This is a genomic window from Pseudomonas urethralis (assembly GCF_021602465.1).
In the GTDB taxonomy this organism is placed as follows: Bacteria; Pseudomonadota; Gammaproteobacteria; order Pseudomonadales; family Pseudomonadaceae; genus Aquipseudomonas; species Aquipseudomonas vlassakiae.
The window spans coordinates 224,792-243,616 of sequence record NZ_BQIJ01000001.1; the positions used below are offsets into that span (position 1 = coordinate 224,792).

The 18,825-nt window shown below is 64.9% G+C and carries 21 protein-coding genes; 3 read left to right on the forward strand and 18 right to left on the reverse strand.

The genetic code is table 11. The features are described from left to right. Nucleotides 1-9: 9 nt before the first annotated feature. The 11 genes from L6D64_RS00985 to ccmA form a co-directional block, all read right to left on the reverse strand. The gene (locus L6D64_RS00985; protein WP_176506582.1) at nt 10-948 is read right to left on the reverse strand and encodes a 2-hydroxyacid dehydrogenase; all 939 of its coding nucleotides are present in this window, start codon (nt 946-948) and stop codon (nt 10-12) included. A 99-nt stretch (nt 949-1,047) separates the two neighbouring features. Then, nucleotides 1,048-1,464 carry a hypothetical protein gene (locus tag L6D64_RS00990; protein WP_176506583.1) on the reverse strand — a complete coding sequence of 139 codons (417 nt, stop codon included), beginning with the start codon at nt 1,462-1,464 and terminating at the stop codon, nt 1,048-1,050. Nucleotides 1,465-1,476: 12 nt separating this feature from the next. Then, nucleotides 1,477-2,667 (reverse strand): c-type cytochrome biogenesis protein CcmI, encoded by a 1,191-nt coding sequence (gene ccmI, locus L6D64_RS00995; RefSeq protein WP_176506584.1) that lies wholly within the window; start codon nt 2,665-2,667, stop codon nt 1,477-1,479. Beyond that, nucleotides 2,660-3,136 (reverse strand): cytochrome c-type biogenesis protein, encoded by a 477-nt coding sequence (locus L6D64_RS01000; RefSeq protein WP_176506585.1) that lies wholly within the window; start codon nt 3,134-3,136, stop codon nt 2,660-2,662. Before L6D64_RS01000 ends, ccmI begins: the two co-directional genes overlap by 8 nt. Further along, nucleotides 3,133-3,669, reverse strand: a complete 537-nt coding sequence (locus tag L6D64_RS01005) for a DsbE family thiol:disulfide interchange protein (RefSeq protein ID WP_054884165.1) — start codon at nt 3,667-3,669, stop codon at nt 3,133-3,135. The genes L6D64_RS01000 and L6D64_RS01005 overlap by 4 nt, the downstream gene beginning before the upstream one ends. Then, complete coding sequence (locus tag L6D64_RS01010) at nt 3,666-5,639, reverse strand: heme lyase CcmF/NrfE family subunit (protein ID WP_176506621.1); 1,974 nt, start codon at nt 5,637-5,639, stop codon at nt 3,666-3,668. The genes L6D64_RS01005 and L6D64_RS01010 overlap by 4 nt, the downstream gene beginning before the upstream one ends. A gap of 11 nt (nt 5,640-5,650) precedes the next feature. Next, on the reverse strand, nt 5,651-6,106 hold the full coding sequence (gene ccmE / locus L6D64_RS01015) for a cytochrome c maturation protein CcmE (protein ID WP_176506586.1): 456 nt from the start codon (nt 6,104-6,106) through the stop codon (nt 5,651-5,653). Further along, complete coding sequence (gene ccmD, locus L6D64_RS01020) at nt 6,103-6,279, reverse strand: heme exporter protein CcmD (RefSeq protein WP_079229104.1); 177 nt, start codon at nt 6,277-6,279, stop codon at nt 6,103-6,105. Before ccmD ends, ccmE begins: the two co-directional genes overlap by 4 nt. After that, on the reverse strand, nt 6,276-7,043 hold the full coding sequence (locus tag L6D64_RS01025; RefSeq protein WP_054884196.1) for a heme ABC transporter permease: 768 nt from the start codon (nt 7,041-7,043) through the stop codon (nt 6,276-6,278). Before L6D64_RS01025 ends, ccmD begins: the two co-directional genes overlap by 4 nt. Nucleotides 7,044-7,088: 45 nt before the next feature. Beyond that, entirely contained in the window at nt 7,089-7,766 is a 678-nt protein-coding gene (gene ccmB, locus L6D64_RS01030) for a heme exporter protein CcmB (protein WP_371870292.1), read from the reverse strand. After that, nucleotides 7,754-8,386 (reverse strand): cytochrome c biogenesis heme-transporting ATPase CcmA, encoded by a 633-nt coding sequence (gene ccmA / locus L6D64_RS01035; RefSeq protein WP_176506588.1) that lies wholly within the window; start codon nt 8,384-8,386, stop codon nt 7,754-7,756. Before ccmA ends, ccmB begins: the two co-directional genes overlap by 13 nt. Nucleotides 8,387-8,517: 131 nt before the next feature. On the opposite strand from ccmA, the gene fliK reads away from it, so the two are divergent. The 3 genes from fliK to L6D64_RS01050 all read left to right on the forward strand — a co-directional run bounded on the left by fliK (nt 8,518) and on the right by L6D64_RS01050 (nt 13,358). Continuing rightward, nucleotides 8,518-10,077 carry a flagellar hook-length control protein FliK gene (gene fliK, locus L6D64_RS01040; protein WP_176506589.1) on the forward strand — a complete coding sequence of 520 codons (1,560 nt, stop codon included), beginning with the start codon at nt 8,518-8,520 and terminating at the stop codon, nt 10,075-10,077. Then, a complete protein-coding gene (locus L6D64_RS01045) occupies nt 10,074-10,415 on the forward strand; it encodes an EscU/YscU/HrcU family type III secretion system export apparatus switch protein (RefSeq protein WP_176506590.1) in 342 nt (113 codons plus the stop codon). Before fliK ends, L6D64_RS01045 begins: the two co-directional genes overlap by 4 nt. Before the next feature lie 228 nt (nt 10,416-10,643). After that, nucleotides 10,644-13,358 carry a dermonecrotic toxin domain-containing protein gene (locus L6D64_RS01050; RefSeq protein WP_176506591.1) on the forward strand — a complete coding sequence of 905 codons (2,715 nt, stop codon included), beginning with the start codon at nt 10,644-10,646 and terminating at the stop codon, nt 13,356-13,358. Nucleotides 13,359-13,400: 42 nt separating this feature from the next. Here L6D64_RS01050 and L6D64_RS01055 read toward each other — a convergent pair whose 3' ends face one another. The 7 genes from L6D64_RS01055 to L6D64_RS01085 all read right to left on the reverse strand — a co-directional run bounded on the left by L6D64_RS01055 (nt 13,401) and on the right by L6D64_RS01085 (nt 18,792). After that, on the reverse strand, nt 13,401-13,796 hold the full coding sequence (locus L6D64_RS01055; RefSeq protein WP_176506592.1) for a DUF2802 domain-containing protein: 396 nt from the start codon (nt 13,794-13,796) through the stop codon (nt 13,401-13,403). Nucleotide 13,797: 1 nt separating this feature from the next. Next, nucleotides 13,798-14,277, reverse strand: a complete 480-nt coding sequence (locus tag L6D64_RS01060; protein WP_016393802.1) for a chemotaxis protein CheW — start codon at nt 14,275-14,277, stop codon at nt 13,798-13,800. A 43-nt stretch (nt 14,278-14,320) separates the two neighbouring features. Further along, entirely contained in the window at nt 14,321-15,205 is an 885-nt protein-coding gene (locus tag L6D64_RS01065; protein ID WP_176506593.1) for a CheW domain-containing protein, read from the reverse strand. Then, a complete protein-coding gene (locus L6D64_RS01070; protein ID WP_176506594.1) occupies nt 15,202-15,993 on the reverse strand; it encodes a ParA family protein in 792 nt (263 codons plus the stop codon). Before L6D64_RS01070 ends, L6D64_RS01065 begins: the two co-directional genes overlap by 4 nt. Nucleotides 15,994-16,060: 67 nt before the next feature. Further along, complete coding sequence (motD, locus tag L6D64_RS01075) at nt 16,061-16,918, reverse strand: flagellar motor protein MotD (protein ID WP_176506595.1); 858 nt, start codon at nt 16,916-16,918, stop codon at nt 16,061-16,063. 3 nt (nt 16,919-16,921) lie between these two features. Beyond that, nucleotides 16,922-17,662 carry a flagellar motor protein gene (locus L6D64_RS01080; RefSeq protein ID WP_054884177.1) on the reverse strand — a complete coding sequence of 247 codons (741 nt, stop codon included), beginning with the start codon at nt 17,660-17,662 and terminating at the stop codon, nt 16,922-16,924. Further along, nucleotides 17,662-18,792, reverse strand: a complete 1,131-nt coding sequence (locus L6D64_RS01085) for a protein-glutamate methylesterase/protein-glutamine glutaminase (RefSeq protein WP_176506596.1) — start codon at nt 18,790-18,792, stop codon at nt 17,662-17,664. The genes L6D64_RS01080 and L6D64_RS01085 overlap by 1 nt, the downstream gene beginning before the upstream one ends. Between the last annotated feature and the right edge of the window lie 33 nt (nt 18,793-18,825).

Consider the following 18,825-nt stretch of genomic DNA (forward strand, 5'->3'; position numbering starts at 1 on the left):
ATTGAAGGGTCATGCGCGGACTGGCGTGAGTACCGGTTCGCCGGCAAAGAAGGCCTGCAGGTTGCGCAACACCAAGGTCACGGTGTCGCGTGCGGCCTCGGGCGACTGGCCGGCCACATGGGGCGTGAGCACGGTATTGCCGAGGGCCTTGAGGGCATCTGGCACGGCCGGCTCGTCATCGAACACATCGAGCGCGGCGCCCGCCAGGCGGCCTTGTTCAAGGGCTGATACCAGGGCCTGGGTGTCGACTACGCTGGCCCGGGCGATATTCACCAGGTACCCCTGCGCGCCCAGCGCCTCGAGCACCGGGGCATCGACCAGATGGCGGGTATTGGCGCCACCGGGGGTGGCCACGACCAGGATGTCGATGGCCTCGGCCAGGTGCAACGGGCTGTCGTACCAGGTGTAAGGCACGTCCGTACGTGGGGTGCGGCTGTGGTAGCTGATGTTCATGTCGAAGCCCAGGCTGGCGCGCTTGGCGATGGCCTGGCCAACCGCGCCGAGGCCCAGCAGGCCCAGGCGTTTGCCGCTGACCGAAGGGCTGATCACCCGGTTCCACTCGCCACGACGGGTGCTGGCGTCGGCGCGAGGAATATCGCGCAACAGCGCCAGCAGCATGGCCATGGTGTGGTCGGCAACAGCCGCGGCATTGGCGCCGGCGCCATTGGTGACGGTGATGCCACGGGCGGCAGCGGCGGCCAGGTCGACCTGCTCGTAACCAGCACCGATCACGCAGATGATCTGTAGCTTGGGCAAGGCGGCGATTTCAGCGGCGGTCAGGCCCAACGGCCCCCGGGTCAGCACGGCGTCAATCTCGCCGGCATGGCGCTGGATGGCGTCGCTGCGCATCTGCGGGGACGGGGCACGAATCAGGCGGTAGCCGGCCTGTTCGAGCAACGGCAGATAATCGTCGACGGTTTCTACCAGTACCAGGACAGTCTTGCGCATGCCACCTCCGAGTCAATTCGAAGGGGCATTATGCGGAGTCACCAGCCAGTACAGTCAACTGAAATATCCAGCTGAAACTGTACTGTACCGGCCTAAAAGTTACTGCCCGTAGGCTCGCCCCAACCCACCCGGCACACCACTGCTGTCAGTCTCCTGCCATGGCCCATCCGGGTTCAGCGACCAGCTCCAGCCATTGTCATAGCGGTAGTAGGTACGCTGCCGGTAAAAGACATTGGTCTTGTTCTCCAGCACATACACCCCAAGCTTCGGGTCCCAGTGGCTGGCGCCACCCGGCGGTGGTGCGAAGCTGGCGGAGGTCCGTGGCATTGGCTTGGGTATCGCCGCTGGCTTGCTCGGCTTCGACGGCTGGCCACCCGGCAGCGGCTTCACCGCTGGCCCCTGGTGCGGTGGCACGCTCTCGACCGGCGGCGACGGCTGCTCGTACGGCTGCTGCACCGTACACGCGGACAAACCCAGGGCCAGGGTGATCAGGGTCAGGCGGACGGTGCTATGCATGGTGTTGTTCTCTTACTGGTCGGGGCTGTCGATGGTCAAGTGCTGGGTGGCCTGGGTGGTATTGGCCAGGGGTGCGCCCTGGCCGACCCATTCGCCGCGGGTCGGCTGGCCGGCGCGGGATACACGTGCGACCAGTTGGACTTCGGCGAACTGTGACAGTTTCATCTGCGGCAGCATAGCGTCAGCGTCGGACAATTCCACTTCCAGCGGCAATTGCGCCACGGTGACCCGCTTGGCCGCCAGCGGCATGGGCGGGCCGTTGCTGGCACGGGCGAAGATGAACACGGTGTCGTCAGGCTTGACCTTGTCCTTGAGCGCCGCCGCCAGCTCCACCCGCACCTTCAACCGGGCTACCGCTGTGGCCTGCGGTTTGCCGCCGGTGCTGCCCAGGCGCTCTGCCGCACGGTCGATGCCGCCTTGCAGTGCCGCCCGCGAGGCATCGCCCTCTGGCAGCTGCGCCAGCAGGCGGTTCCAGTAGTCGATGGCTGCCTGGTAGCGCTCACCTTCAAAGGCGGCGATACCGCGCAGGCCAAGGCTGGTGACTTCATTCGGGTCGGCCTTGAGTGCTTCGTCGGTCAGCGCCTGCACCTGCGGGCTCCATTTCTTGTCTGCCGCGAAATACAGTGCCTGGGCCCACTGGCCCAGCAGCTCGGGCTGGCGACCGGCCAGGGCGACAGCGCGCTCGTAGGCGCGTGCCGCGTCGGCCGGACGTTGCTGGGCCATATAGGCCCGGCCAAGGAAGTACAGGCCTTCAGCCGAGTCGGGCTGCGCCTTCACGGCACGCTCCAGGCGCGTGGTCATTTCGTCCATCGTCTTCGGTGCGGCGGCGAATTCCTGGGTCAGCTCGACCTTGTCCGCCGCACCGAAGTGCAGGTACAGCCCCAGTGCCAGCAAAGGCACCAGCACTGCCGCCAGCAATGGCAGGGCCTTGCCCAGGTGGCCCTGACGCACGGGTTCCGCCCCCTCTGTGTCAGCCAGCAGCTCACGGGCAGCCTCATCGCGGCCCTTGGCCATCTGCCCCTCGTCGAGCACGCCGGCCGCCTGCTGGGCGGCCAGCTCTGCGACGCGTTCCTGATACAGCGCGACATTCAATGCGGTGCGGTCTTCTTCCTGCTGCTGGCGACGGCCGCGCAGGATCGGAATCAGCAAGAAGCCGAGGGCGGCGAGCAGCAGCAGGCCCGCGCTAAGCCAGAATTCAGTCATGGGTCTGTTCTTTTTCCAGCAGTTTGGCGAGACGCTCGCGTTCTTCGACGGACAGTTCCTCGGCAGCCTGGGCCGCCGGGCCACGGCGACGGCGGACAATCACCGCCAGCACCACGAAACCACCGGCCAACAAGATGCCCGGGCCGAACCACAGCAGCCAGGTGCGGCCACTGAGCGCCGGCTTGTAGCGCACGAAGTCGCCATAGCGGTCGACCATGAAATCGACGATCTGCTGGTTGCTCTTGCCTTCGCCGAGCATGCGGAAGATCTCGCGGCGCAGGTCGGCGGCGATCGGTGCGTTGGAATCGGCGATGTCCTGGTTCTGGCACTTGGGGCAGCGCAGTTCCTTGGTCAGTTGCTGGTAACGCTCGCGCTCGGCGTCATCACGGAACTGGTAGGTATCGATAGCCGCCTTGGCCACACCGGCCAGGCTCATGCCCAGCACGGCGGCTGCCACCCAGCGCCTCATGGCGTGGCCTCGTCGACCAGCCCCTGGTACAGCGGCGCCAGCTGCTGGCGCCAGACGTCGGCGTCGACGATGCCGACGTGCTTGTAGCGGATGATGCCCTTGGCGTCGATGAGGAAGGTTTCCGGCGCACCGTACACGCCCAGGTCCAGCCCCAGGCTGCCCTGCTCGTCACGGATATCCAGCTGGTAGGGGTTGTGGAACTCGGCCAGCCACTTCTGCGCGGCCGCGTTGTCATCCTTGTAGTTGATGCCGTGGATCACCACGCCCTGCTGGGCCAGCTGGTTCAGATACGGGTGCTCGATCTTGCACGACGGGCACCAGGTGGCCCACACGTTGACCAACGCCGGCCGGCCATGCAGGTCAGCCTGGGTCAGGTTGCGGTCACCCTGGGTCGACGCCAGGGCGAACGCGGGGAACGGTTTGCCGATCATCGCAGACGGCAGCTCGTCGGGCTTGAGGAACAGCCCCTTGTAGAGGAAAACCGCCATCAGCAGGAATACCGCCAGTGGCACGACCATGATCCAACGCTTCATGCAGCAGCTCCAGACACGCCCAGGGCTTCACGCACCCGGGTCTTGACCTTGACGCGGTAGCGCCGGTCGAAGGCCGCCAGCAACCCACCCAGGCCGGTCAGCAGACCGCCCAGCCAGATCCAGCGGACGTAAGGCTTGATGTGTACGCGCACTGCCCAGGCGCCGTTTTCCAACGGCTCGCCCAAGGCAACGTACAGGTCACGGGTGAAGCCGGCATCGATGCCGGCCTCGGTCATCATCGACTGCTGCACGGTGTACAGGCGTTTCTCCGGGTGCAAGGTCGTCACTTCACGGCCATCGCGGGTGACGACGATGGTGCCCTTGTCAGAAATGAAGTTCGGCCCCTCGAAGTGCTTGGCGCCCTCGAACAGGAAGTGATAACCACCCAGCTCGACGCTCTCGCCCGGCGCCATGCGCAGGTCACGCTCGGCGCTGTTGTTGCTCGACAGCACCACGCCCAGGGCACACACCGCCAGGCCCAGGTGCGCCAATTGCATGCCCCAGTAGCTGCGGGTCAGGCCACGCACACCCTTGGCCAGGCCCTTGTGGCGGGTCTTGTCGACGATGTCGCGCAGCCCGCCCAGCACCACCCAGGCCGCCAGGGCGAAGGCGCTCAGGACCGGCCAGTCGAGATCGTCGACGATCAAGCCAGCGATCGGCGCCAGCACCGCGCTGCCGATCAGCACCGGGGTCATCATGTTCGCCAGCCATTTGCCGGGGGTGTCCTTCCAGCGCACCACCACACCCACGCTCAGCACCCCCATCAGCAGCGCCATCAGCGGCAGGAACAGGGCATCGAAGTAAGGTGGGCCGACCGACAGCTTGGCACCGGTCAGGGCATCGAGCACCAGCGGATACAAGGTGCCCAGCAGGATCATCGAAGCGGCCACCACCAGGATCAGGTTGTTGGCCAGCAGCAGTGTCTCCCGCGACCACAGGGCAAAGCCGACCTGGCTCTTGACCACCGGGGCGCGCAGGGCGAACAGGGTCAGCGAGCCACCGACCACGAACAGCAGGAAGATCAGGATGAACACGCCACGCGCAGGGTCGGCAGCGAACGCATGCACCGAGGTCAGCACCCCGGAACGCACCAGGAAGGTCCCCAGCAGGCTCAGCGAGAACGCGGCAATCGCCAGCAGCACGGTCCAGCTCTTGAACACCCCGCGTTTTTCCGTCACTGCCAGCGAGTGGATCAGCGCGGTACCCACCAGCCAGGGCATGAACGAGGCGTTCTCCACCGGGTCCCAGAACCACCAGCCACCCCAGCCCAGTTCGTAATAGGCCCACCACGAACCCAGGGTGATACCCACGCCGAGGAAGGCCCAGGCGACGATGGTCCAGGGCCGCGACCAGCGCGCCCAGGCTGCGTCCAGCCGCCCGCCGAGCAGCGCGGCAATGGCAAAGGCGAAGGCCACCGAGAAGCCCACATAACCCATGTACAGCATCGGTGGGTGGACGATCAGGCCGAAGTCCTGCAACAACGGGTTGAGGTCACGGCCATCGGTCGGCACCTGCGGCAGCAGGCGCTGGAACGGGTTGGAAGTGATGATCAGGAAGCTCAGGAAACCGACGCTGATCATGCCCATCACCGCCAGCACGCGGGCCAGCATCACCTGCGGCAACTGGCGCGAGAAGATTGACACGGCAAAGGTCCAGCCACCGAGGATCAGCGCCCACAGCAGCAGCGAGCCTTCGTGGGCACCCCACACCGCACTGAACTTGTAGTACCACGGCAAGGCGCTGTTGGAGTTGCTGGCCACGTAGGCGACCGAGAAGTTGTCGGTCATGAACGCATGGGTCAGGCAGGCAAAGGCAAAGGCCAGGAAGCTGAACTGGCCCCAGGCGGCCGGGCGTGCCAGGCTCATCCACAGGCTGTCACCACGCCAGGCACCGAGCAGCGGCAGCGTGGCCTGCACGGCAGCGAAGCAGATTGCCAGGATCATCGCCAGCTGGCCGAGCTCGGGGATCACCAGGGCTGCATTCATGGCCTGGCCTCCGCACCGCTGGCCGCCTGGCCGCTTTCCTTCAAGGCCTTGGTGACCTCCGGTGGCATGTACTTCTCGTCGTGCTTGGCCAGCACTTCGTCGGCCACTACCACGCCGTCGCCGTTGAGCTTGCCAAGGGCGACGATGCCCTGCCCTTCACGGAACAGGTCAGGCAGGATGCCGCGGTAAGTGATTGGCACCGACTTGTTGAAATCAGTGACCACGAAACGCACGTCGAGCGAATCGGAGGAACGCTGCACCGACCCCTTCTCGACCATGCCACCGGCGCGAATGCGCGTGTCCAGCGGCGCTTCGCCGTTGGCGATCTGGGTCGGTGTGTAGAACAGGTTGATGTTCTGCTGCAGCGCGCTCAAGGCAAAGCCGACGGCAACCGCTACCCCGGCCAGCAGGCCGAGGATGATGAACAGGCGTTTCTTGCGCTGCGGATTCACTGGTTGTTCTCCCGGCGCAAACGGCGCGCCTCATCTTGCAGGTAGCGACGGCGGGCCAGCACCGGTGCAGCGACATTCAGCGCCAGCACCGCCAGGCAGATGCCGTAGGCCGACCAGACGTACAGGGCATGGTGGCCCATGGCGAGAAAATCGCCGAAGGAAGCGAAACTCATCGCGTGGCCCTCCGCCCAAGGCTGTTCAACACTTCATCCTTGACCCAACTGGCGCGTGCCTCGCGCTTGAGCACTTCAAGGCGCATGCGCAGCAGCAGCACGGCACCGAAGAAACAGTAGAAGCCCAGCGCCGTGCACAGCAGCGGCAGCCACATCTCGGCCGGCATCGCCGGTTTTTCGGTAAGGGTGAAGGTCGCGCCCTGATGCAGCGTGTTCCACCACTCCACCGAATACTTGATGATCGGGATGTTGATCACGCCGACGATGGCCAGCACCGCGCAGGCCTTGGCCGCGCTGTCGCGGTTACTGATGGCTTGGCCCAGGGCAATGATGCCGAAGTACAGGAACAGCAGGATCAGCATCGACGTCAGCCGTGCATCCCAGACCCACCAGCTGCCCCAGGTCGGCTTGCCCCAGATGGCCCCGGTGACCAGCGCCACGGCGGTCATCCAGGCGCCGATGGGCGCTGCGCATTGCAGGGCGACATCGGCCAGCTTCATCTTCCACACCAGCCCCACCACACCGGCCACCGCCAGCAGCACATAGCAGGACTGCGCCAGCATCGCCGCCGGCACGTGGATATAGATGATGCGGAAGCTATTGCCCTGCTGGTAGTCCTCAGGGGCGAAGGCCAGGCCCCAGACCACGCCGGTCACCAGCAGCAGCACGGCGGAAACGGCCAGCCATGGCAGCATGCGGCCGCTGATGGCATAGAACCATTTCGGCGAACCCAGTTTGTGGAACCACGTCCAGCTCATTTTCATCAGGTACATCCAGGGTATTAGCCGGGCTTGAGAGCCCGGGACTCGTTATTCGCCGACGCTGATCTTCAGCCCGGCCGCGATCGCAAAGGGTGCCAGGGTAACCGCCAGGGCCGTCAGGCTGGCGAGCCAGAGCAAATGGCCGGTGGCAGGCATATTCTGCAACGCCGCCTGCAACGCACCACTGCCCAGGATCAATACAGGGATATACAACGGCAGAATCAGCAGCGCCAGTAACAAACCACCGCGCTTGAGGCCGACCGTCAGCGCGGCGCCAACAGCGCCCAGCAGGCTCAACACCGGGGTGCCCAGCAGCAGTGAACCGAGCAGCACCGGCAGGCAGTGGCTGGGCAAGCCCAGCATCAGCGCCAGCAACGGCGCCAACAATACCAGCGCCAGCCCGGAAAAGATCCAGTGCGCCAAAACCTTGGCCAGCACCAGCATGGCCAGCGGGTGCGGCGACAGCACCCACTGCTCCAGCGAACCGTCCTCGAAATCGCTGCGGAACAGGCCGTCCAGCGACAGCAGCACGGCGAGCAAGGCCGCGACCCAGACCAGGCCAGGCGACAAGGTTTGCAACAATTGGCTTCCCGGGCCAACCGCCAGCGGGAACAGCGCCACGACGATGGCGAAGAACACCAGCGGGTTGGCCAGCTCCGCCGGGCGGCGGAACAGCAGGCGTGCTTCACGGCGCAGCAACAGGATGAATACGCTCATGCCGCCCATTGCCCCAGGTTGAGTTCGCGGTAGCCGGACGGCTTGCGTTCCAGCGTGTGGTGCGTTGTCAGCACCACCGTGCCGCCCTGTTCACAGTGAGCGGCCAGGTGCGCTTCGAGCTGGGCCACGCCCTGCTTGTCGAGGGCAGTGAAGGGTTCGTCGAGGATCCACAGCGGCGGGCTGTGCAGATACAGCCGGGCCAGGGCCACGCGGCGCTGCTGGCCAGCGGACAGGGTATGGCAGGGAACGTCTTCGAAACCGCGCAAGCCGACCGCTTCGAGCGCCGACCAGATGGCCTCAGGGGTAGCCGGCTGATGCAAGGCGCAGAGCCAGGTGAGATTCTCCTGCGCCGTGAGCAGGTCCTTGATACCCGCAGCGTGGCCGATCCACAGCAGGATACTGGCCAGGGCATGGCGCTGGTCGCCAAGCGGCTGGCCACCCAGCAGGATCTGCCCGGCAGTCGGCTGCATCAGCCCGGCCAACAGGCGCAGCAGGCTGGTCTTGCCACTGCCGTTGGGGCCGCTGATCTGCAGCATGTCGCCGGGGCGCAGCTGGAAATCGAGTTGCTCGAACAGCAGGCGCCAGTCGCGCTCGCAGGCCAGGCCCACGGCTTGGAGGTGAAGGGTCACGGGTTCGCCTTATCTATAGCTTCTCAAGTCGCCCACCTCGCTGCCGTTATACTGGCAGTGACAGGCGGCAGGCATTATTACATGTGCTGCCACGCTGCCAAGAGGGCGGGTTCCACAGGTTGTATACAATCATGACTGAAATCAATAGTCTCGGCGCACAAACCGCGATCACTGCGCAAGCGATCAAGGCCCAGCTGACCGGTGAACTGCTCAACCTGACCCAGGCGCAGCCGGGCCTGCTCAAGCCAGGCGAAACCGCTCAGGCCGAAGTGCTGACGATGCGCCAGAGCGGCAGCACCTTCCAGCTGGTGTTGCAAGTGATCCAGGGCAGCGGCAGCCGCACACAGGTCCAGGCCACTGCCAACCAGCCGATCCTGCCAGGCAGCCAGTTCACCGTCAGCCAGCCGCAGAGCAATCGCCTGGCCGTCATGGTGCAACAAGCCAACGCCAGCAACATCGCCACCCTCACCCAACTGGACACCGGCAAGGTGCCGGTCGGTACCCTGCTGCAGGGCAAGGTCCTGACCAGCCAGGCGCTGCCCCAGACCGTGGGGGAAGCGGCCACCTTCCGCTCGCTGGTCAGCTTGCTCAATACCGCTCAGGCCGGCGCCACGTTGACTGTCGACAGTCCGCGCCCGTTGCCGATCGGCAGCCTGCTCAGCGCCCTGGTGCAAGGCGACCAGTCGCTGCGGTTCGTGCCGCTCAGCGGGCGCCAGGAGCAATTGAACATCGCCCAGCAGCTGCTTGCCCAGCAAGGCCGCCAGGCTTCCTTGCCCGGCCTGCTCAGTGCGCTGCAGCAGATCGCCAACAGCCCGAGCAGCGACAGCGAGCTGCGCAACACCGCCAACAGCCTGCTGGCCACCCTGCCGGATGCCCGCCAACTCAGTGACGGCAAGGCCCTCGCCCAGGCCCTGAACAACAGTGGGGCGTTCCTTGAGGCCAAGCTGCTCGGCGGCCTTGGCGCCAGCGTGGTCACTGACCTCAAGGCGCAGCTGGTCAGGCTGGTGGCGCAGGCTTCGATCAGTGCCCCCAGCGGCCCGATGATCGCCTCCGCCACCCTGGCCCAGGCACTACCGGCCATGGCCCGCAGTGCCTTGGGCATGCTCGACCGGGTCAGCCCAAGGACACCGCCAGGGCCCTTTCCCCTGCCCTCGAGGCTGTTGCAGGCCATGGAAAACGAAGGTGACCTGCAACAGCTGCTGCGCCTGGCCGCCGCCGCCATCTCGCGCTTGCAGAGCCACGCCCTGAGCAGCCTGCAGCAATCCGGCACGCTGGAAAACGGCAACCTGCAGACCACCTGGCAGACCGAAGTACCGATCCGCCACGGCCAGGAGTTCGTTCCCCTGCAAGTCAAACTGCAGCGCGAGGAAACCCCGGAACAACAGGCCGAACGCCAGCAGCGCGAACAGCAGGATCCGCTGCAAGCGCTGTGGCGCATCGACCTGGCATTCGACCTGGCGCCACTGGGGCCTTTGCAGGTGCAGGCGCAGCTGCTCCAGGGGCGGCTGTCCGGTCAGCTGTGGGCCGAGCGCGAACAGACCGCTCGGCTGATCGACAGCCAGCTCGGTGCGCTGCGCGAACGCCTGCTGGCCCGTGGCCTGGAAGTCGGCGACCTGGAATGCCACCCCGGCATTCCGCCACAGGGCCCGCGCACGCGGGTGGAACAACGCTGGGTGGATGAAACCGCATGAGCAGCAAGCCACCGCGTCAGGCCGTCGCCCTGAACTACGACGGCCAGCAGGCCCCCACGCTGACGGCCAAGGGTGACGACGAACTGGCCGAGACGATTCTGGCCCTGGCCCGCGAGCACGAAGTGCCGATCTACGAAAACGCCGAGCTGGTGCGATTGCTGGCGCGGCTTGAACTGGGCGAGCAGATCCCCGAAGCGCTGTACCTGACCATTGCCGAAATCATCGCCTTTGCCTGGCAATTGCGCGGCAAGGTGCCGGTTGGCTTCAACGACGAGCCAGCGGGCGAACGCGACATCACCCCCGAACTGCTGCACCTGCCGCCAGGCCAGGCTCGCTAGGCTTTGTACGAAAAGTCGCCGAGCGGCGATCAGGCAAGGCGAAAACAGGCGAGGAACGGTCGGAGTCGCGCACGACTTTACGGGTTGTAAATGAGCATTCCGAGCCTGTTTTCAACGCAGCATGATCGTCGCGCAGGCACTTTACGTACAAAGCCTAGATATCTACCACCGTTAGCCGGTTACAACGCAGCAGCCTTGCCAGCTCCTCCGCCAAGCAAGGCCATACCCATGTCCGGAAACATCAATGCCAGCGGCGTGCAGTACGTCCGCGACCACCTGAGCAACCTGCCTCGCCCTGATCGCGAGGCCAACCGTCTGATCCGCGCATGGCTCGCGCAACGCGGCTTCGACCTGGACCCGCAAGAGATCGACGTGGTGACGTTGCACTACCGCGCCGATGGCGAGGGCGGTCACCTGGCCGCCGTCACCCAACGACTGGACCTGGTCCAGGCCCTGTTGGGCAACTGGCAAGGCGAATCGAACAACGATCTGTTCGGTGCGCTGTTTGCCGCGCCTTGGGCCGGCACCCTGCCCAATGGGTCGATTCGCCTCGTCGAGACCCTCCCTGCCCCCGGGTTCAATCACTATGGTGCCGACCATGCCGTGTTCAATGGCCTGTTCAGGCGCACCGAGCCGGCCCGTTATGACGCCTCGACACACCTGCCGATCAGCGCAGAGGCGTTCCAGCAGTTCATCGAGCAACTGGACTTCCAGGCGCCGTTCAAGGCGATGCTTGACCGCTACTGGAGCAACCATCTGCAGGCCTATCGGTTGTCCTGCAAGCTCAGTTTCGTCGCCGCCTGCAACCTTCAAGTCGAGCAGGGCAGCCTCAGCGACGCCGCACGCCAGCTGGCCTGGCGCGCCGCCGACCTGCTGCCGCGAGGCAACGGCCTGCGCCTGAGCACGCTGAGCATCTATGGCTACGCAGCTACCGACCTGCTCTACATCAACGACGCCAACACCGACCTGACACTGCTCTACGCCCCGGGCAACAGCGCACCGCTACTGGAGTTCGCCAGCGAAGCGCTGCTCAAGGACTGGGTCGGCCAGCAATGCAAGGACCCCGCCCGGCGCCAGGCGCTAAGGCAGCATTTCAGATTGGCCGATGGCCCTCAAGGCCTGGATTTCAGTGGCCTGGACACCGCTCTGGCGGGCCTGGCCGAGTACCCACATAGCCATCGCCTGCCGCCGGAACATGGCTTTTTCAACGACGATGGCGTCTGGTCACCGCAGACTTATGTGAACTACCGACCGGGCAAGTACAACCCCAGGATTACCGGTGACCTGTTCCAGGCGCTGGCCGAGCGGCAACGCCAGCGCAGCTACGACGATGCCGACTTCATCATCACCGCCGACAGCGAGATCACCAAGGCACGCTGGCGCGGCTACCTGGCCACCACGCTCAATCTGGTGGCACCGCTGAGCCTGGTGGTGCCAGGCCTGGCACCGCTGCTTGCCCTGGGTGGCATTGCCCAGCTCGGCCTTGGCCTGGACCAGGCAATCAACGGCAAGCACCTGCAGGACAAACAGGACGGTGTCGCCAACATCACCTGGGGCCTGCTCAACGCCGTGCCCCTGATCGTGCATGGCGCAGCCAGAGGCAAAGTGCTTTTCGAAACCAAAAGCGAGCGCTTCGTAACACCCAGCCGCATCAACGAGCAGATCGGTTATCCGTTGAGCCCGATGATGGCGCCGCACCTGCCGGACATCGATGTGGCGCCTTACTTCCACATCCATGACCCAATCGCGCCCCTGCCCGGTGGTGATCAGGCGATTGCCGGTTCGGTGATCCGCGTCCCTCGTTACGATGGCGGCCCGGATTTGCTCAACACGGCCATCGACGGCTACCAAGCCCAGGTGATCTACGACATGGAGGCGGACGTATTCATCAACGACCGCGATATCAATGATGTCGATCCCGTGGCTTACGTTGCCCGCCCGGGGAGCGCCCAGCTGTATCCCCTGGCGACCCCGCGCGCAGTCGACGACGCCATGCGTACCAGCAGCCTGCGCGCCCTGGGCGTCGAGTTGCCGTTACCGGTCGAGCTGCCTGGCCTGGCGCCGCAGAGCACGCCGATACGCCGACAGATCAGCTGCCTGTGGGTTGGCGACCGGGTGATCAGCCAGAGCCTGATCAATAACCTGGCCAACAATGCCGCTCGCCTGGCCGACAGTGACTATGGCATACGCCTGTTTCTGTCCAACGCATCGCCCGCCGCCTACGCTGAGAACCTGCGCTTGCTCACCGAGCACGCGCCAGGCCTGCAGGTGCTGCCGCTTGAGGAACAGCCATTCTTCCGTGATTTCCGCCTGGGCCCTTACCATGCCCAGTATCAGGCAGCCCTGGACGGCAACGGCGGGGTCGCCAGTAACTTCTCTTCGGCGTCGGATGTGCTGCGCTATCCGATGTTGCACCATGAGGGGGGGCTGTACATGGATGTCGACGATACCTTGCTGGCACCTGGCGAGCCCGGCGAACACATCGATCAGGTGCCACTGCTCGCCACGCCGAATGGCCTGCTGCTGGCACCGCCGCAGTCCAATGAAGCGCTCAGCATGAATTGCCTCTACAACACCAGCATCATCGGCAGCCACCCGGGCAACCCCACATTACTGGCGATCTCCGAGGAAATGCGTACCCGCTACCTGAACGAACCGGACTTCTACGACCACCGGCCGAACCGCCAGGAGGATCCGCGAGGCTTCTACCAATATGCCAGCCGCCTCAGCCGGCTCACCGGGCCGGCGCTGCTCACTGCCGTGGTCGACCAGCACCTGCCGGCCCTGCATACCCTGCGCCAGGTCACCATCCTCTATGCCGTGCCGCGCATCAACTCCTGGCAGTTCATCAACGTCGAGCATTACCAAGCGGCGCTGGGTCAACTGCTGCCGCTGAACCGCTTCGCCCGTGTCGGCAGCTTCAACGCCTGGGCGCGCCCCTGACCCACTAGATGAAAAAAGGCGACCCTGGGGTCGCCTTCTTCATCACTCGCCGCGGTGCAGCTTGCTCATCAACTCCGCCTCAGCCTGGGTCAGGCCACAGGTTTCGGTAAGCTCCGCTACGCTGGCGCCCATTCCCACCAGCTTGGCGGCCTGGGTAAAGGTCACGCTGTTGGGGTCGCGCTGCTCCAGTTGCTGAAGCCTCTCGGGCAGCGGTGCCACGGTCGCGCGCAATTCATGGAGCGCCTCACCCATGCGCACGGTGCCGTTCTGGTAGTCATCCAGCCGCTTGGCCAGGTCCTTGATGCGCTGGTCGCGCAGGGCATCGCCCACGGCCTGCTGCGCCGCCAGTTCGCGCTGGCGCTTGCTGTAGTTCAGGAAAAACCACAGGCTCAGGGCCCACAGCAACGCCAGCAAGATTACCGCCACCTCGAAGATCAACTCAGATGTTCTCCAGCTCGGACCACTCTTCTTCGGTCATCATCTTGTCCAGCTCGACCAGGATCAGCAGTTCGCCGTTCTTGTTGCACACGCCCTGGATGAACTTGGCCGACTCTTCGTTGCCCACGTTCGGCGCCGTTTCGATTTCCGACTGGCGCAGGTACACCACCTCGGCGACGCTGTCGACCAGGATGCCGACCACTTGCTTGTCAGCCTCGATGATGACGATACGGGTGTTGTCGGTTACATCCGATGGCATCAGGCCAAAGCGCTGGCGGGTGTCGATCACCGTCACCACGTTGCCACGCAGGTTGATGATACCCAGCACGTAGCTTGGCGCGCCCGGCACCGGAGCGATCTCGGTGTAGCGCAGCACTTCCTGTACCTGCATGACGTTGATGCCGTAGGACTCGTTGTCCAGACGGAAGGTTACCCACTGCAGGATCGGATCTTCAGAACCTTGCGCAGACGACTTTTTCATTCCCCTAGCCCTCTAAATCCGCTGTTGGCGGTTGTGTTCGGTGTTATTTCTGTTTGCCATGCAACTGCTTGACCGCACCGCTGGCGATCAGCTCGGCCAGTTCGGCGACGTCGAGCAGTGCACACATGTGTTCGATGACCGTGCCAGCCAACCAGGGGCGCTGGCCACGCTGGCTGCGCCACTTGATCTCGGCCGGGTCCAGGCGCAGCGAGCGGCTGACCTGATGGACCGCCAGGCCCCATTCGTAGCCCTGGACGGAAATCACGTAGTTCAAGCCCTGACGGAAGTCGTCGCGGTAGCGGTCGGGCATCACCCAGCGCGCGGCGTCCAGCACCTTGAGGTTGCCGGCCTGGCAGGTGAGGATGCCGAGGAACCAGTCCGGCTGACCGAACAGCGGCGTCAACTCCTGGCCCTCCAGGCTGTAGATCGAGCCCAGGCATACCAGCGGCACTGCCAAGGTCAACCCGGCAACGTCGAACAGCAGGCACTCGAACGGCTCGGCCGCCCAGGCCGGGCGGCCATCTACGCTGGCCGGCGGTGTCGGTATGTCAGCCATGCTCGCCGCTGGCAGGTGCACGTCCACCAACGGTGCTACCGGCTCCGGCGTGGGGGCTTCGGTCAGCACCGGGATGCTGGCTTCAGCCACCACTTGCGCCTCGACCACCGCCACCACAGGCTGCTCGACCGGCAGCACGGCGGGCAGCACCTTCACCTGCGGCTCGGCAAAAGGCCTGGCGGCAAGTGTTTGCGTGTGCGCGTCGCGTGCCTGCTCTTCACGCACGGCGGCGGCGAACTCATCATCCGCTACGGGCTCTGCAGCCGAGCCTGGCAATTCGAGGATATCCTCGGCCTCGGTGGCTTCCTGCAGCAACCCGTCAAGGTAGGACTGCAGGGCCAGTTGCGGCTTGGTGCCGACAGGTCGGTTCATGTGGCCACCTGCGCGGCGGGCTTGTAGGTCAGCATATGTTTGAGCAGTGCCCGATAGGCGATCACCCCGCGGCTCTTGCCATCGAACTGCGACGGCGTGACGCCATTGCGGCTGGCATCGCGCAGGCGCGTGTCGACCGGGATGTAGCCCTGCCACACCTGATGCTCGTAGGTATCGCGCAGCACCTTCAGCGTGCCCAGCGAGGCCTGGGTGCGGCGGTCGAACAGGGTCGGCACGATCTGGTACGGCAACGCCTGCTTGCGCGAACGGTTGACCATGGCCAAGGTGCCGATCATGCGTTCCAGGCCCTTCACTGCAAGAAACTCGGTTTGCACGGGAATCACCAGCTGCTGGCTCGCAGCCAGGGCGTTGACCATCAGCACGCCAAGCAATGGCGGGCTGTCGATCAGCGCAAAGTCGAAATCCTGCCACAACTGCGCCAGACTCTTGGCGATCACCAGCCCCAAGCCACTCTGCCCTGGCGACTGACGCTCCAGCACCGCCAGCGCCGTGCTCGAAGGCAGCAGCGAAATACGCTCATCGCTGGTCGGCAACAGCAACTGCCCCGGCAGGCCCTCGGGCACGCTGCCCTTGTGCAGGAACAGGTCGTAGCAGCTGTGCTCCAGGGCATCCGGGTTGTGCCCAAAATAGCTGGTCATCGAGCCATGCGGGTCGAGGTCGACGACGACCACGCGCTTGCCCGCCTCGGCCAGCAGGCCGGCCAGGGCGATAGTGGTGGTGGTCTTGCCCACGCCACCTTTTTGATTGGCTACTGCCCAGACTCTCATAGGACAACTCTTGTCTCATTGGTGTCGCCAGCTGCCCCAAGGCATGCGGTGACGGAGAATTGACGGCTCACCTCGCCGTCGTCGCTGCTGGGGCTGGCGGTGCACTTTGTGTGCCAGCACGACGCAGCGCAGCATCCGCAGTGGCGTTGGCACTGCCCGAGCCGGTCAGGCTGCGGCGCACTTCGAGGTTACGGGAAATCACCAGCACCACCCGACGATTGCGCGCACGCCCTTCGGCGCTGTCGTTGCTGGCCACCGGCTGGTACTCGCCATAGCCCACCGAGGCCATGCGCGCCGGGTTGACCCCTTCCATGGCCAGCAGCCGCACGATGCTCGCTGCCCGCGCTGCCGACAGCTCCCAGTTGGTCGGGTACTGCGCCGTGCGGATCGGCAGGTTGTCGGTGAAGCCCTCGACATGCACCGGGTTGGCGAACGGCTTGAGGATCTTGCCGACCTTCTCGATGATGGCGAACGCCTGGTCGCTGGGCATGGCATCGCCACTGCCGAACAGCAGCGATGAATTAAGCTCGATCTCCACCCACAGCTCATTGCCGCGCACGGTCATCTGGTCGGACTTGATCAAATCGCCGAAGGCATCGCGCACATCGTCGCTGATGGTTTTCAAGGGGTCGACGTTGGTCTGCGCCAGGCCGGCATCGGTCTGCTCGCTGTCCTTGATCAGCGGCTGCGCCGGTTTCACGCTGAGCGGCTGCTCATCCCCGATCGGGATCGGCTTCATGCTGCGCTCAGGGTCGTTGAACACCCCGAGCAGCGCTTGCGAGATGACCTTGTACTTGCCCTCGTTGATCGAGGAGATCGAATACATGACCACGAAGAAGGCGAACAGCAAGGTGATGAAGTCGGCGTACGACACCAGCCAGCGTTCGTGATTCTCGTGCTCCTCGGTATGACGGCGACGGCGCATGGCTTACTCCATGAAGCCTTGTAGCTTCAGCTCGATCGAGCGCGGGTTTTCACCCTCGGCAATCGACAGCAGGCCTTCGAGCAGCATCTCGCGGTAGCGCGACTGGCGCAGGACGATGGCCTTGAGCTTGTTGGCGATCGGCAGCAGGATCAGGTTGGCACTGGCCACACCGTAGATGGTGGCGACGAAGGCCACGGCGATGCCGTTGCCCAGCTGCGACGGGTCAGCCAGGTTGCCCATGACGTGGATCAGGCCCATGACCGCACCGATGATACCGATGGTCGGGGCATAGCCGCCCATGCTCTCGAACACCTTGGCGGCCTGGATATCACGGCTTTCCTGGGTCAGGAAGTCGACTTCGAGGATGCTGCGGATCGATTCCGGCTCGGCACCGTCGACCAACAGTTGCAGGCCCTTGCGCGCGTATGGGTCAGGTTCGGCATCGGCCACGCCTTCCAGGCCGAGCAGGCCTTCCTTGCGCGCCGTCAGGCTCCAGTTGACCACACGGTCGATACCACCGGCGAGGTCGACCCGCGGCGGGAAGAAAATCCAGCGCAAGATCTGCAAAGCGCGCTTGAATGCCGGCAGCGGCGACTGCAGCAAGGCCGCCGCCAGGGTGCCACCGAGCACGATCAGGCCGGCCGGGCCGTTGAGCAAGGCCCCCACGTGGCCACCTTCGAGGAAGTTGCCACCGACGATGGCGACAAACGCCAGGATCAGGCCAATCAGGCTGAGCACATCCATCAGACGCAAGCCTCGACCAGGTGTTTGCCGATTTCATCCAGGCTGTACACCGCGTCGGCCAGGTTGGCTTTGACGATGGCCATGGGCATGCCATAGATCACGCAACTGGCTTCATCCTGGGCCCACACGGTGCTGCCGCCCTGCTTGAGCAGGCGTGCGCCTTCACGGCCATCGGCGCCCATGCCGGTGAGCACCACCGACAGCACCTTGTCGCCATAGGACTTGGCGGCCGAGCCGAAGGTAATGTCCACGCACGGCTTGTAGTTCAGGCGCTCGTCGCCTGGCAGGATCTTCACCGTGCCACGACCGTCGATCATCATCTGCTTGCCGCCAGGGGCCAGCAGCGCCAGGCCCGGGCGCAGCACGTCGCCATCCTCGGCTTCCTTGACGCTGATCTTGCACAGCTTGTCGAGGCGTTCGGCAAATGCCTTGGTGAAGGCAGCGGGCATGTGCTGGATCAGCACGATCGGCGCCGGGAAGCTGGCCGGCAACTGGGTCAGCACCCGCTGCAGGGCCACCGGGCCGCCAGTGGAGGTACCGATCGCCACCAGCTTGTAAGGCTTGCGCTTGGGCGCCGGCGCATGTGATGCAGCCGGTGCCGGCGTTGGCACACGGGCAGGCGCAGCAGCACGCACCGGCGCGGCGCTGGCCAGGCTGCTGGCGGGTGCATGGCTGCCGGCCGGCGCAGGTGCGCTGACCGGCGCGTGGCTGGCGTAGCTTCCAAAACGGCGGTTGCTGCGCGAGATGGTATGCACCTTCTCGCACAGCAGCTGCTTGACCTTCTCTGGGTTGCGCGAGATGTCTTCGAAGTTCTTCGGCAGGTAATCCACTGCACCGGCATCCAGCGCGTCGAGGGTGACGCGGGCGCCTTCATGGGTCAGCGAGGAGAACATCAAAACGGGCGTCGGGCAGCGCTGCATGATGTGCCGCACTGCAGTGATGCCATCCATCATGGGCATTTCGTAGTCCATGGTGATGACATCGGGCTTGAGCGCCAGTGCCTGGTCGATCGCTTCCCTGCCGTTGGTCGCGGTACCAACCACCTGGATCGTCGGGTCCGCCGAGAGGATTTCCGAAACGCGGCGGCGGAAGAAACCGGAATCATCCACCACCAGGACCTTGACTGCCATAAACACTCCATTAGGCGGCGCAACCCGCCAGGG